This is a genomic window from Nostoc sp. ChiSLP03a, from assembly GCF_034531215.2.
In the GTDB taxonomy this organism is placed as follows: domain Bacteria; phylum Cyanobacteriota; class Cyanobacteriia; order Cyanobacteriales; family Nostocaceae; genus Nostoc.
Map to the genome: position 1 here is coordinate 1 of NZ_JAVRBQ020000070.1, position 14049 is coordinate 14049.

Consider the following 14049-nt stretch of genomic DNA (forward strand, 5'->3'; position numbering starts at 1 on the left):
CCTTCTGCGGCATATTTAACAGCTTTTTCCAATTCTTCTCGGCTCTGTTTAATCTCAACTTGCAATTTGAGACCCATTACACTTTTACCAAATACACCCTTGTGAATAATTTAGCGCAGCTTCATACAGAAATGGTATTAGGGCAAGATAATTGTTTTCACGCACAGACGGCGCAAAGAGGAGCGGTTCGGTTAAGGTACACAGTAAGTACTTATTGATCCCCGCAACCCCCCTTAAAAACCTACGGTGTATACACAAGTCTGAAATTGTTCAAATGAAGCCCAAACTCACGATGCTTGCTGCATTTGATCATAGGCTTCATAGACACCCTTCACGTTGTACCAGTTGAGAAAAATTCGAGCAATTTCTAAAGCTAATTGCGGTTTACCTAAATTAATTAGCCATTGCAATAACGGAGCCATTGTCCGTTCATTTAGCGCACCATTGAGTGACAAAATCCCCCAAAGTAAGCGATGCAGCCAAGTCATTTGAATCATCATTCGCACTTCCCATGTGGGATGCTTTTGATAAAACAAAACTCCCATCCGTCCGCGTTGAATTTCTTGGTCAATCAATCGCGGAATTTGTTCTAATTTAAATGCTGGATGCCAGTGATATCCTACGGCTTCTGGACATTTAATTAGTGTCAAACCTAGTTTTTTTAGCCGCACACCTAATTCTAAATCTTCCCAGCCATAGAGTTGAAAACTAGTATCAAAAAGTCCGGCTTTATCTAGCCAATGTTTGGGAATTGCTACATTTCCCGTAGCAAAAAAAGCTGCTGAAAAATCTGTGACTTTGTAGGGTTCAGCAGTTGGATTATTGAAATTACAAGTGTTAATAACTGCACCGTAAGTGAAAAAGCGATCACTCCCCAATTTCTCTTTCCCCTTGACTAGTGCTTCAGCATGAGCTTGCAGGAAATTCTTCAGCACTACTAAATCACTATCAATAAAGATAATTGTGTCTCCCTGCACCTGTTCTACTCCCAAATTCCGAGCCGCAGCTGGGCCAGCATGATCTTGCTCAAACCAGCGCACATGAGGAAACTCTTCTTTGTGTGCTGCTAACCACTCCAATGTGCCATCAGTAGAACCATCATCCACCAAGACAATCTCGTAATCAGTAACCGAACTTGGCTGACTCAACTCCTGCACCTCCAAGGCGCGGAGGCACTTTTCTAAAATCGGTTGGCGATTATAAGTCGGTATCACAACGCTGAAAAACACAGTCTCACCCACAACACTATTGATTTATCCATCTCCAGGATAGGACAGATGGGGCGTTGACACTGTTCCTGACTGGATTTCTAACTTCTTATTTTGAGATTTAGTACAAAATAAATCCCCATTAATCAAGATATAACCTGATGTTAATTTTTGGTCATTAGATTATATGACAAACTGAAAATTTTTTGTCTAGTTAGCTGACCTAAACAGCAAACAACCTTTTGTTAGTAACAGGTTACTGACTATTCAAAATATATGGCATTTCACGTAAATAATTGATGGCTTTTTCTACCAGTAATCAAGATTTGCTTTTACAAAATTCTTGATGTCACAACAGAGGAAAGTTTGATGTCTAAATTAAGTCGCAGACAAATTTTAGTATTTTTTGCTGGCAGTGCTGGTGCGGCTGTCTTAGGAGACACAATTATAGATGGTGTTTCCAGTATTGCCGGAGCAACCAACAAGCCACTGAGCTTTACACCAGTGCGCTTACCCCATTCCTTACCCGTTTATAAACAGCAGAAAAGTTTCTTGCCAACGGGAATCGGTCAGGGACAGGTAATCAATCCATCTGCAAATACGAAATTAAATAGCTACAACGTAGTTGACGATCTGGTAGTGCCACCAGAATATGAACGTTACGTAATTATCAGCTGGGGCGATCGCGTCTTTCCTAACAAAGATGAATATTTCGGTTACAACAACGATTATACGGGTTTCATTCCTCTGGGTAGAACCAACGATGTCGGCTATTTGTGGGTTAATCACGAATACGTCAGTTTTCCATTTTCCGATTTAGCACCAGAAGCTCCTGCTGATGTTAAAGGATTACCTACCACCTTTGAATCAGTGATTGGCTGGGCTTTACCTACCACCAGAGGTATTGAATTTGACGGCGAAGTTCTATATAACTTAGGCGGATCGATCGTCCGCATCTCCCGACGTAATTCTAGTAGCCGTTATGCAGTGGTTAAAGGTGATGTGAGAAATCGTCGCCTTCACGGTCTTTCTGGGTTGGGAATTAATAGCCAAAGAAGTGATGAATATAAAAATGTCACTTCTTGGGGAAGTCGCAGCTACCAAAAAGGCGATCAAAACTATCTCATCGCCACTGGCCCAGCTGCAACCCAAGTATTTAACTTCTCCTCTGATGGATTAGGTAACAAAATTATTGGCACTAGTTATAACTGTTCTGGCGGTACAACTCCTTGGGGAACTATTTTAAGTGGCGAAGAGAACTTTCAAGGAAGTGTAGGAGGTTTTGTTGGTGTTACAGAATCAGTCAACCCTAATGGTACTCAAACAGGTTACATCGATGGTACTACCGGTAAGACCTTCGGTTTAGTTGGTGAAAAATACGGTTGGATTGTCGAAATTGACCCTGTTAATCCAAATTTCCGCCCTCGCAAGCACACTTTATTGGGTCGTTTCCGTCATGAAAACGTTGCCATCCGTGCCGAAGCGAGGAAACCATTAATCGCCTATATGGGTGATGATAGACGTGGGGGACACACCTGGAAATTTATCAGTGCAGGTATTATTTCTTCACCAACCAGTAAAGTCAACAGCAGTTTATGGGAAAGTGGTACGTTGTATGTCGCCCGTTATAATCCAAATGGTACGGGTCAATGGATACCGTTACGTTTAACCACTCCTACCAATCCCATTTCGCCATCGTTAATATCTTCTGTGGAGTTTGCTGCTTTGGGTTCGGCTCAAAGAAATGGTCTTTTACCGCTACCAAAACGTAATGGGATTGCAGGTGAAACTACAGATGGCGGTTCCCTCGCAGTCGATCGCACCAACGAAGCAGAGAGACTACCTGCTTATCAAGGTAAGAAGTTATCTGACTTCTACACTTCCCAAGGTGCTATTCTTAGTGATGCTTTTTTAGCAGCGAATTTGGCTGGCGGAACTCCGACAGCACGTCCAGAAGATATAGAAGTGCATCCGACCACCAAAGAAGTATTCATTGCCTATACTGACGGTGCGCCAGGAGGCGACGGTTATCCAGATTCGCGTATTTTCCAGGTTGCCAAGTTGAATACAAACGTCAACGCAACGCAGCAATCCGGCGGATTGTACAAGATTATTGAAGATAGTGCTGATGGGACTGGTTTAACCTTCCGTTGGCAAAGATTTGCTCAAGGTGGAGAAGCCGGATCGATTTCTGGTGCTGGTTTTGCCAACGTCGATAATTTAGTGTTCGACAATAAGGCAAATATTTGGGGGGTAACGGATATGTCTACCACCACTCACAATGGTTTTAATGTTGGTGCTGCTGGTACTGTAACTATCATCGACCACACAGCCAGTGGTAATGTTTCCAATTTTACAGGAGTTTTCGGTAATAACTGGCTATTCTACATTCCTACTACTGGTACTCATGCGGGAGAGGTAATACCGTTTGCTCAGGGGCCAGTGCGTTGTGAGATGACAGGGCCAACTTTTGTCGGAGATACGCTGATTATTTCCGTACAGCATCCCGGCGAAGATAGCCCAATTAATGATGGTACGATTTTGAGTCGTGAGATTGAACTACTAGATTTGAATGGTATTACATTCAATCAGACCCGGACTGTCCCTCGTGGCAGTAGTTGGCCAAGCAACATCCCAACTGCTGACGGTGGAAAGGGTCAACCTAGAAGTCTTCCTAAACCATCTGTAATTGGTATCAAACGTAAGAATCCTACTGATAGTTTCACTTAAAACTATGTGTTGTATAGAGACGTTATTATCTAACGTCTCTAGATTAATTTTCAAAGTAGGACTATTAATTTGTCAGTCCAGATAGTTTTTTCTTGGGTTTGATTCCCAACGCCATAGCACTAGCGATCGCTATACCACCAAGAGTCATCGGTTCTGGTACGGGCGTACTCTTAGAGTAAGTTACTGTCCCCACTTCTGTTGTAGACAATAAGTCAGCACTCAAAATGCGATAAAATTTTGTTCCCCCTGTATTAGGATTACCTGGATTATTACCAATAAAAAATTGATCTTCAACCAAATAGCTCAATCCTGACAGGTTGCCATTTGTAAAGCTGACTACAGGAGATGATGGGTAATCAAAATCACTTGCCCCTGTATACTGAGTACCCAAGTAGTCAAACAAAATAGATAATCCATTGTTAACGCCTAGAGTTTCCTCGCCTAACCCGCTTAATGTCGAGTCATCATATCGAAAAGAGCCGAAATACTGACCAGGGCGATCGCCAGATGTGGCATTTACGGTGAAATCATAATTAACTGAGGCAGCTTGTGTCGGTTTAATAACAGCAGCAACCGCGATCGCAACAGCAAAAGCAGCAATGGTAATGTTTTTAGCTAATTTCATCAGAAAATGCTCCGAAGCTAAAAAATGAATAATTCTGTAATTTCACTTAAATAAACTTTTCACCAATGTATATAGGTTAAGAAATAACTAATAAAAGATGATCTTTGTTAAATCCTTAAAGTTGTCAGGTATATATAAAATTTGTGTAAACTTATTTCAAAATTTACACTAGCTTATGTTTTTAGTTTGGGCGTAGCCCTTACACATAGCAATCCTATCTAAGTTGGGAAAATGAACAAACCACTTTTTCTGCGAAATGCCAAGTAAAGAAAAAGAAGTTTTCACATCTAATTTAGGACTGCTATAGTTGCGATCAGGCATGGAGATTTGCTTGTTCCTGCAACCACGGATCTACAGGTTGTCCATCTTTGCGGCGTAATTCAATTTCCACAACCATCACTTCTTTGGAACCAGGAGGTGCAGGTTTTTTATGGAAAATAATGTCATAATCTTCTGGATTGTGTTTATGTTCTTTCAACCATTCCTGTACCTTGGTTGTGGCAAAAAATGATTGCCCTTGCTCAAACATTCGGGTAATCTGCAATTGCAGTGTGTAAGGATTTATGCGACCCATTTTCTACCGCCTTTGTTAAGTTAATTTGAGTACAAGTAATCTGCCTACCGGAGATAATCTAATGTTAATGCGAAGTAACCACATCTGACACTTCCCATACAGGTAGAACTTCCAGTTTAAACGCCCTTTTATCTGTAAAAACAAAGTCTAAACCTTCTTTGGTTGATGGTCTAAGAAAGCGTCGATGCTTTCGCATTTTCTCTTCCACTAGTTGATAAATTATGATTTTTACCGCTTGACTTTCACTATCTTTAGCAGTAGTTACAACTTAGTAGTGTTATAATAGTATCTCAAAAAAATTGTCACAAACTTGACTACACTCTACTACTAAAGTTGTACGTACACTAAGGACGAGGAAACGGATTAGTTAAGGATTGCTCAGAATTTTACACTGCTTTTACAACATTTAACTACTTAATTCTGTTATAGATTGGAGAGAGGCACGCCGCTTCAAAAACTGACCAACAGACGCAGATGGTTGTTATGCAGAGCAAAAATCAAGCTGTTTTCGCTTTAATTGTAAAAAGCACGATTGTATTTTTACCCTTACTTTTATCCGTTGGAATCGCCAATGGACAATCTGCACCATCACCCAATCCAGCACTAACTCCGACTTCGGTGTTATCGAATCCAGACCGGGAAGAATTAGCACGACTACGAGCAGAAAAACGAATTCTACAGCAAGTCCAATCTGATTTAAAAAGCACTTTTAGCCGCACAACTATTTTACTCGATGTTTGGCTAGTTATACTAAGTCTCTTTCCAGTCGCAGTCATTGCTTTGTTATGGCTGTTGCGACGGGCGATCATTCGGGAAATTGTTGATAGGGCAATGCAACAAGTCCAGGGAATGGAACAATTACAAAATCAGTTAACCACCGTTAAACAAGAAGCTGAAAATGTTATTCAAGAAGCGAAAAAAATAAATTATGAATTAGAACAGGAAACGACTGCTTTACAACAAAAAATTAAAAATGAGCAAGAAAATGTATCTATTCTGATATCCGATCTAGATTTAGCTAAAGCGCAGGTATTAAGTAGATTAGAAGCGGAACTAAAAAAATCTCAAGAAAATATAAAAAATTTAGAGTCAAAATTTGCTTCAGGACTATCTAAGTTAGAGTTTGATGCTCAACAACAAAAAGATATAGCACTGGATAATTTAGGAAAATTAGCATCTGCGATCGCAGAAGAACTGTCTAAGTTAAAGTTAGGTGTGCAACAACAGCAAGAACTAGCTGTTGCTGATTTAGAAATATCAAAGTCTGAGTACACATCTCAACTTTCAAGATGGCAGTCTGATGCTCAACAACAACAACAAGATATAATTTTTGAAAGCTTAACAAAATTACAGTCAGAATTTGTAGTAAAGTTATCTGAATTACAGGTTGATGCTCAAAAGCAAAAAGAGATTGCGGTTGACAGTTTAGGTATATTTGAGCGGGAACTTAAATCTCAATTATCTGAATTACAGATAGATGCTCAAGAACAAAAAAATAAACTTATTGGAAGTTTAGAAATATTGCAGTCAGAATTTAAATTTCAATTATCTGCATTACAAGTCGATGCTCAAAAATCCAAAGAGCTACTCATTGAGAATTTAGAAAAATCTGGTTCTGAGTTTAGTTCGCAATTCTCAGAATTACAATGGAATGCCCAACAACAAAAAATTCTCATTTTAGAGAAGTTAGAAAGATTAGAAACTGAATTTGACTCTCAACTCTCTGAGTTACAATTAGATGCCGAAGAAAGAAAGGATCTGATTCTTCAAGAACTATCTGAAATTACGCCTGAATCCATTCTAGAGGTGGTAAATTATGAAGTTGAAGAAGAAATACAAGAACAGCCACAAAAACCAGAATTCACTGCTGATGAGTATGTAAAACAGGGAGACGATCTGTTTTCTCAAAAACGCTATGAAGATGCGCTCGCAGCTTACAACCAAGCAGTGAAAATCCAACCTGATGAACCTGTGAGTTGGTTAAAACGTGGTCTAACTCTAGGAAGATTAAAACGCTACCAAGATGCGACCGCATCTTACGATAAAGCGATTGCGATTCAGCCAGATTATCATCAAGCTTGGTGCGATCGCGGCGTTGCTTTTGGTAACTTACAACAGCATCAGCAAGCCTTTGACTCATTTGATAAAGCCACACAAATTAAACCCGATGATGCCGTTGCTTGGTTAAATCGCGGTCTTTCCCTAGTAGCATTAGAACAATACGAAGAGGCAATAATCTCCTTTGAGAAAGCGCTGGAATTCCAACCTAATTCTCCCAAAATCTGGGATAAACATGGTTATACATTGGTAAGATTAGGACGCGATGATGAAGCGATCGCTAGTTTTAACAAAGCGTTAGAAATTAAGCCAGATTATGCCAGTGCTTATTACAACAAAGCAGCCTGTTACGCATTGCAAAGACAAGTTGACCGATCTCTGTTAACTCTACAACAAGCGATTGAACTTAATCCCAGGTATAAAGAAGACGCAGCAGCCGACCTCGATTTTGATGATATTGCCGACGATGAACGCTTTAAGCTGTTAGTTGCAGAATAAAATGTTATTTGTCGTTTGTCATTTGTCATTTGTCATCTGTCGTTTGTCGTTTGTCATTAGTTATTCTCTCCCTGCTCCCTGCTCCCTGTTCCGTGCTTCCTGCTCCCCTGCTCCCCTGCTCCCTGCTCCCCACACCTGGGTTATGTTCGCTAGACATAGCTTTGAGTTTAGATGTAAAAGAATCAGGGCGATCGCTTGTTTCGGGGGTAAATTGCCCAATTGGGGCATGAATAGGAGCAGGCGGGAGCAGTTTTGGCTGTCGTTGATGATGGTTTGGTGACGGGAAAGGCACTGGACTTTCTTGTGAAGTTTGCTTTTGGCTGACAGCAGATAATCGCTCAAGGGTTGCTGAAGAGGTAAATTTCGCAGAAAGGGGAGACTTTAAGACGGTTTTATTGTCTCTATCTTCTTGCTTCCCTTGTTCTTCACTCAAAGATGTCTTTGGTTCATAACTTTTCAGTTGGAGAATTGCAGTATTGCTGTGTTGATAGCCATTGCGAATCTTAGCTGGTGGTAATTGAGGACTCGTTACTTGCTCTACAGTGGGTTTTTTCTTGGCTGGCGGTAGAGCTGGCGCAGCCGATGACGTTAAGTTTTGAGGAAACTTGCTACAAATCATCCGTTCAAATTCCATATTGAAATGATATGTAGCCTGATCCCGGCGCTGCCAAAATACTAAAATTTGCTGCACAGAAACCGCTTTATAACGACCTTGATATAGTGCCTCAATCACTGCCAGGTGTAGCCAATTAAGGGGGTATTGCGTTTGCCAACGCTCAACTAGCTCATTGGCACTATACCCACCGAGATCGAAACTATAGTTAATTAATAAGGCGATCGCCAAGTTGGCAGAGGTGTCTGGAAGTGTTGTTAACATGGGGCTATTAGCTTTAGGCAATAGGTCTAAGATTTGTCACCCATCGCATATTAGCCTAGCGTGCTTTTAACTACATGGTTTATTTTTCCAAGAGTTGCTGAGCCGATAGGCAGTGTTCCCTATTTTACTTGTCAACTTCTAGAATGCAACCCCACATAGACTGATTTAATAAATTCTAAGGGTTTAAGTTGCATAGCAACTGATATCATGTTCGGCGAGCGTTCAGTCGAGCCGTCGAGTCGCAGCAAGTTTTGTGGCTCTTGTCTTTATCCCCCTTGCAAAACTTAATTACGAATTACGAATTATTTTAATCGCAGATGTTCGCCCAATGGCAACTAATGCTTGATAAACCATTGCTGCAACTTCGGCGCGTGTTGCCAAACGTAAAGGTGCAAGCACTTTCGGATCTGGATAGTTGACAACTATTCCCCGTTGTGTAGCAGTAGCAACGGCTGTTCGGGCATAGTCGGGAATGGTATGACGATCGCTATATACGTCTACAACACCGCTATCAACAGCTGGTAATCTCAGTCCGTTTACTAAGGAGACAATCACCTGTAGCCGCTGCACACCTCGATCGGGGCGGAAAGTGCAATCGCTAAATCCACCAACAAAGCCACCGCTAGCCGCGATTTGGATAGCGCTATAAGCCCAAAAATCCTTGGGTACATCCGTAAAATCAGGAGATGGGATTTTGGGAAATGGGTTAAAAGCGATCGCAACCATTGCTGCATACTGGGCGCGAGTCATGGGTTTATCTGGCTGATAGCTACCATCAGCAAACGCATGAATTAAATCCATCCTCGCTAATGCTTGAATAAATGCTTCTGCCCAATGGTCGTTTAGTTCGGGAGAGGTGAGAAGGGGACAAGGGGACAAGGAGGGTTTTTGAGGTGGGGATTCTGTCGAGCTATTAGAGTAACTAGTGTTAACTGCTACTGGATTGATTGGGAGTAATTCTACCAAACCCTTGACTAGAGACGAATCTAATTGATTACCTACGGAAACTAGCTTTTGTGTAGTGGCATTATATAAATCAAATTCCCTATGATCGCAAAAAATATTATCACCTGGATCTTCGCTATTACCTAAATCGGGGACTGCATTGCCATTGACTAATAGACCACCTTGGGTATTGTTAATAATCAGATTTTGACGTAGCACAGGTTGGGCATTGCGAGAAAGTGCGATCGCTGTGCGATTTTCTGATAATTTGTTATTGGCGATCGTTGGAACGGCAAAGTCACTAATTGCTATGCCTAAAGGGTTTCTTTGAAATACATTCCGCCGTACTTCTCCCTGGCTATGACCTGCCATTACTAACCCGCAAGCAGTATTTTGTACAAATATGTTATCTAAAATTGCGGGTTTGGCAGTACCAGTGGTAAACACACCTTCCCGCCCACAGTTGCTCAAAGTATTGTTACTTAAAGTAGGTGCAGCCGATTCAATCCAGATACCAGTACCTTTGGCTGAGGGATTGGTGACAGTTATACCTAAAAGACTGGCATTATCTACCAAGAGCAACGTAATATTTTGTATACCAAAACTGGGACTTTGATACTCACCACTCCCGGAAATTACAATCCCTACACCTTTGTTAGCTTCATTACCCACCACTGTCACCCCTCTAGGGATGATTAGTGGAAACACTTCGCCACTAGAGGCATTGTAAGTCCCCGACTCCAGATGAATTATCGTCGGGATTTTGGTTACTTTTAAAGCACGGGTGAGGCTTTTAAAAGGACTCAACCGCGAACCAGTATTGGTATCATTCCCTGTCATAGGGTTGACATAAAGTGTGACGACGAGGGTAGAGTTCACCATTGATAGTTGAGAGTCAATTGTTTTAATTATGACAATCGTAAATAACACTACTTTTAGCAAACTTTTTCACAGTAATATCCTTGTGTATAGAAAATATATCCATCTGACTTTTTCTGGCAAGCAGATCGTGTGTACACAAAAGTCACAAACTCTTGTGCAACATTCTAAGTTCTCATCTCAATCGCATTGTCAGTGGAAACAATCGAGTTTAATCTCGGTGTTCCAAGGTACTGTTTTGGTTAATGTATTGAGTCAGCAACCCAGAACCCTTGCTCTGTAAGAAAATGAGATTAAACATTCTCATCCAGAATGGTTCCTTCTATATTGGCTCCATCCAAATTGGCTCCGCTCAAATTTGTCTGGTTCAAATCTGCTTGAGTGAGATTTGCCTGGGATAAGTCGGCTACAGTTAAATCTGCACCACTTAAATCCGCTCCATCTAGATTTGCTGCTATCAAGTTTGCTTCCTGCAAATCCGCCTCACTCAATTTAGTTTCAATCAATTTAGCAACCGTCAAATCAGCGTGACTCAAATTAGCTCCATCCAAAATAGCTCCATCCAAAATAGCTTTGCTTAAGTTGCTATTACTGAGATCCGCATTGCTCAAATCTGCTCCATTTAAGTCTGCTTCAATCAAACTGGCGGCGGTTAAATTAGCGTGACTCAGATTAGCTCCATCTAAAATTGCTCGATCTAAAATTACGCCACTGAGATCGGCTTCTCTTAAATTGACCTCACTCAAGTTGACGCCAGTAAAGTCTCTGACACCTGCGGCGTAGTTTTTCAGGAGTTGATCTGCTTTCATATCTGTCACTGTGCTAAGGAACGTTTAACTAATTCGTAATTCGTAATTCGTAATTTTTGAATGTAATTGCCATTTATTATATATGCGTGGCTTTGTCTCAGTTTGGGTGTTTAAATAAGAGTCTGAAATAGTCTTTAATTACGAATTACGTTAGCGCAGTAGTAGCGAGTCTGCAAGCGAACGATTATGAATAATTTTGGACTATTCAGACTAACTGTAAATCTTCAGTACGCGCCACAGATGATAATTGTGATGAATCAAACTAAAGTGGATGTTGAATCAACTTTGTCTAGACTAGCTATTTTTAACTACTAGCGCTACTACCTAGAGTCGTGAGTTAATTTCATACTTGGGAGGGATGTTGCTCATTTTAAAAGTCAAGCAGTACGCATGATTGCAACTCTTGGTGGCTTTTTGGGACGCAAAGGCGATGGTGAACCAAGAGTGAAAACCATTTGGCGTGGGCTGCGGCGATTACACGATATCCCTGCCACCAGGAAACTTCTTCACTTAGATTCTCCATCTCCATCTTTGTAGTTAACGAGCGCCTCTGGTGGATGTGCCACACTATCCCTGCTACCTATACATTTTATGTTGATTTTGTCAACTATGCCGCCGTTGTTTACTTCTCTCACTCCTTTAGAGCCTACTTTACGGCAATCTTAAGAAAAATGTGACTAATGGATAGCTCCCAAAGGGAGAGGCTAACGCCTTTCCTCCGAAACGCTACGCGAACGCGGAGGTCTCGTAGAGAAGGAAGGGAGAAGACCGCACTGGCTACCCTACAGAAATTCGCTGTAGAATTTTGGATGCCCAAATTTGGAGGCAATTTAGAATTATCTCCATTAGTCGTTAAGAGATTATTAGCTAGCTTTCATATTCACACTAGTCAGCTGTTCGATAAGTGCAAAAACATCACTGCGGCTGAGTTTCTCTTTACCATTAGCAAGGGCGTCAAGAGTGCCCTTTGCCAAGGTGAAGGGGATTTGACAAAAATCTAAGGCTGGCCCGGCAGGAAGGTCTTTGATATAAGCTTCGGCCAAACCTAGATTGCGTTGGGCATACTCTTGCATATTTTCTGCACTCCAACCTTCTGGGAAGAATTCTACCCCACGCTTCAAATCTTCAGTGTGGTTACGCAAGATATTGACTGCTTGTAAACCCCGACCAAAACCAATCGCCTGGGTACGATTTGTTTGTGTTCCATCATACCAAGTCCACAAGTCAGAAAGTAACAGTCCCACTGCACCTGCAACTCCAAAGGTATAACGATCTAAATCAGATTCTGTATGAATTTTCCAGTTTTTTTCTGACCAATAAGCCATCCGGTCAGCCATTGCAGCAGTGGCATCCCAAATTCGAGGTGCAATGGTGTCTGGTGCTAGCAGTGACCATTCTCTAATCCTCAAAGTGACTTCTTCTAATGAATTCTCATACCCACTAAATCCTGCAAAGAAAGCATCTACTGCAAAGCCATCAACTCCTGCCTGTAATGTCAGGCTAATGGTTCTTAACAGCTTTGCTTTAGTAGCGTTATCTAGTTCGGGATGATCTTCAATTTCATCAATGGCACGCATACACAAATATGCTGATGCTACTGCTTCTTGCAATCCTGGCGGTAAAAGACTAATTGGGATATAAAAAGTTCGGCTAGTTTCTTTGAGGATTTGCAATGCATCTCTACGTAAATTCATGTCTTCACTCCCCACTTGATTTTTGCACCACATGAAGTTTGCAGTTTTTTGATGTTACTGGATATAGTTTTGACTAAACTTTAAAAACTATAGACTATAAGATACGCTAGTATTTCATCTAAAAATTGATAGTTTTTGGTATTGCAATTAACAAAACTCTCAAATTTATCAAAGTCTAGTCTAGTATAGAGGTTTTTGGGTGCAAAATTGTTTAAAGTGTCGTTTGATATAGCTTTCATAAACTTTTAGCATACATATAAAGAATTATGGTAATATTTGGTTAGATATGACGAAATCGTTCTATAAGGAAACATCCATTTTAGCGATTTGAAAGTGCTTGAAGTCTGCGTTAATCTGACTAGCAAAATGTAATTATTGTATATATAAAGACAATTCAGGAAAAGCTGACAACGGATAACAGCATTTGTACATACCTTTGGATAGGTACAGTGGTTTACCGAAGAGTTAGGGTCAGTTAAACTGGACAACATAATAAGGCTGCAATGCCTGAGTTGTGACTATAGACTATATCTAATCTATTGGAGTCAGAACCGCCTTGCTGTTCAAAGTGACATAAAGTGACCAAAATTCAAAACAAGAAGTTCCCGTATATTTACGAGATTGGCAAAAGTCGGGCAAATTCCATACCTTTTCCCGACTTTTGCAAGAAGTGGGAATGAGAGGATACTTCCCTATCTATCTGCTCTTAGCAAGGGGAGGTGCCGCAGGCAGTGGATTCTTTCGCGTATTCATCAAAAATCGGTGTTATAGTTCAGATTCTGTTTACAAACAAACCGAACAGTCTGTAAAAAACTAAAAAAATATAGAAGTATTCCTAATTATTAAATTTTCTGAATCCCTTGTTGATATTGTAAATATTTTTTCTGTAATTCCTCTGGAATGGGAATAAGGCGATTATTTTGCAAACTGACAAAACCACCCTTCTGACTAGCCACTGCTGCTAATTCATTGTTAGATAAAATTTCAGCTTGCACAGTCCACTTTAAGCGTCCTAATACCAATTTTTTATAAAGCTGCATAGAATTCGATCCCCCCTAACCCCCCTTAAAAAGGGGGGAACCGGAAAAACATCTATCAAAGTCCCCCTTTTCAAGGGGGATTTAGGGGGATCAAGATATGTGCAACTTCACA

At 40.8% G+C, this 14049-nt stretch carries 10 protein-coding genes and 2 pseudogenes; 4 read left to right on the forward strand and 8 right to left on the reverse strand.

Translation table 11 applies throughout. From position 1 onward, the window contains the following. The coding region (locus RMY32_RS11895) for a hypothetical protein (RefSeq protein ID WP_322710506.1) at nucleotides 1–218 on the forward strand (218 nt) is incomplete at its 5' end. A gap of 69 nt (nucleotides 219–287) precedes the next feature. On the opposite strand, the gene RMY32_RS11900 is transcribed toward RMY32_RS11895, so the two are convergent. Beyond that, a complete protein-coding gene (locus RMY32_RS11900) occupies nucleotides 288–1241 on the reverse strand; it encodes a glycosyltransferase family 2 protein (protein WP_322710507.1) in 954 nt (317 codons plus the stop codon). Nucleotides 1242–1577: 336 nt separating this feature from the next. On the opposite strand from RMY32_RS11900, the gene RMY32_RS11905 reads away from it, so the two are divergent. After that, nucleotides 1578–3938: a PhoX family phosphatase gene (locus RMY32_RS11905; RefSeq protein WP_322710508.1), complete on the forward strand. Its 2361-nt coding sequence runs from the start codon at nucleotides 1578–1580 to the stop codon at nucleotides 3936–3938. Nucleotides 3939–4002: 64 nt separating this feature from the next. On the opposite strand, the gene RMY32_RS11910 is transcribed toward RMY32_RS11905, so the two are convergent. Further along, a complete protein-coding gene (locus RMY32_RS11910) occupies nucleotides 4003–4563 on the reverse strand; it encodes a PEP-CTERM sorting domain-containing protein (RefSeq protein WP_322710509.1) in 561 nt (186 codons plus the stop codon). A gap of 313 nt (nucleotides 4564–4876) precedes the next feature. Next, a complete protein-coding gene (locus RMY32_RS11915) occupies nucleotides 4877–5137 on the reverse strand; it encodes a hypothetical protein (protein ID WP_179068682.1) in 261 nt (86 codons plus the stop codon). A 483-nt stretch (nucleotides 5138–5620) separates the two neighbouring features. On the opposite strand from RMY32_RS11915, the gene RMY32_RS11920 reads away from it, so the two are divergent. Further along, nucleotides 5621–7693, forward strand: coding sequence for a tetratricopeptide repeat protein (locus tag RMY32_RS11920; protein WP_322710510.1), 2073 nt, complete (start codon nucleotides 5621–5623; stop codon nucleotides 7691–7693). Nucleotides 7694–7718: 25 nt separating this feature from the next. On the opposite strand, the gene RMY32_RS11925 is transcribed toward RMY32_RS11920, so the two are convergent. The 3 genes from RMY32_RS11925 to RMY32_RS11935 form a co-directional block, all read right to left on the reverse strand. Further along, entirely contained in the window at nucleotides 7719–8570 is an 852-nt protein-coding gene (locus tag RMY32_RS11925; RefSeq protein WP_322710511.1) for a hypothetical protein, read from the reverse strand. Between the two features lie 288 nt (nucleotides 8571–8858). Beyond that, a complete protein-coding gene (locus tag RMY32_RS11930) occupies nucleotides 8859–10397 on the reverse strand; it encodes a DUF1565 domain-containing protein (RefSeq protein ID WP_322710512.1) in 1539 nt (512 codons plus the stop codon). Between the two features lie 290 nt (nucleotides 10398–10687). Beyond that, entirely contained in the window at nucleotides 10688–11203 is a 516-nt protein-coding gene (locus tag RMY32_RS11935; protein ID WP_322710513.1) for a pentapeptide repeat-containing protein, read from the reverse strand. 378 nt (nucleotides 11204–11581) lie between these two features. Here RMY32_RS11935 and RMY32_RS11940 point away from each other — a divergent pair. Next, nucleotides 11582–11740: pseudogene (locus RMY32_RS11940) on the forward strand (IS4 family transposase); the annotation flags it as partial. Nucleotides 11741–12066: 326 nt separating this feature from the next. Here the strand turns inward: RMY32_RS11940 and RMY32_RS11945 are convergent. Further along, nucleotides 12067–12897, reverse strand: coding sequence for a phytoene/squalene synthase family protein (locus RMY32_RS11945; RefSeq protein WP_322710514.1), 831 nt, complete (start codon nucleotides 12895–12897; stop codon nucleotides 12067–12069). A gap of 842 nt (nucleotides 12898–13739) precedes the next feature. Then, a pseudogene (locus RMY32_RS11950) lies at nucleotides 13740–13913 on the reverse strand (acyl-CoA thioesterase); the annotation flags it as partial. Nucleotides 13914–14049 lie beyond the last annotated feature (136 nt).

What these genes read in the sequence shown, in the direction of transcription:
- RMY32_RS11925 (WP_322710511.1), bottom strand. Translation starts at nt 8,570, where the DNA reads ATGTTAACAACACTTCCAGACACCTCTGCCAACTTGGCGATCGCCTTA.
- RMY32_RS11920 (WP_322710510.1), top strand. Translation starts at nt 5,621, where the DNA reads ATGCAGAGCAAAAATCAAGCTGTTTTCGCTTTAATTGTAAAAAGCACG.
- RMY32_RS11935 (WP_322710513.1), bottom strand. Translation starts at nt 11,203, where the DNA reads ATGAAAGCAGATCAACTCCTGAAAAACTACGCCGCAGGTGTCAGAGAC.
- RMY32_RS11910 (WP_322710509.1), bottom strand. Translation starts at nt 4,563, where the DNA reads ATGAAATTAGCTAAAAACATTACCATTGCTGCTTTTGCTGTTGCGATC.
- RMY32_RS11905 (WP_322710508.1), top strand. Translation starts at nt 1,578, where the DNA reads ATGTCTAAATTAAGTCGCAGACAAATTTTAGTATTTTTTGCTGGCAGT.
- RMY32_RS11915 (WP_179068682.1), bottom strand. Translation starts at nt 5,137, where the DNA reads ATGGGTCGCATAAATCCTTACACACTGCAATTGCAGATTACCCGAATG.
- RMY32_RS11930 (WP_322710512.1), bottom strand. Translation starts at nt 10,397, where the DNA reads ATGGTGAACTCTACCCTCGTCGTCACACTTTATGTCAACCCTATGACA.
- RMY32_RS11945 (WP_322710514.1), bottom strand. Translation starts at nt 12,897, where the DNA reads ATGAATTTACGTAGAGATGCATTGCAAATCCTCAAAGAAACTAGCCGA.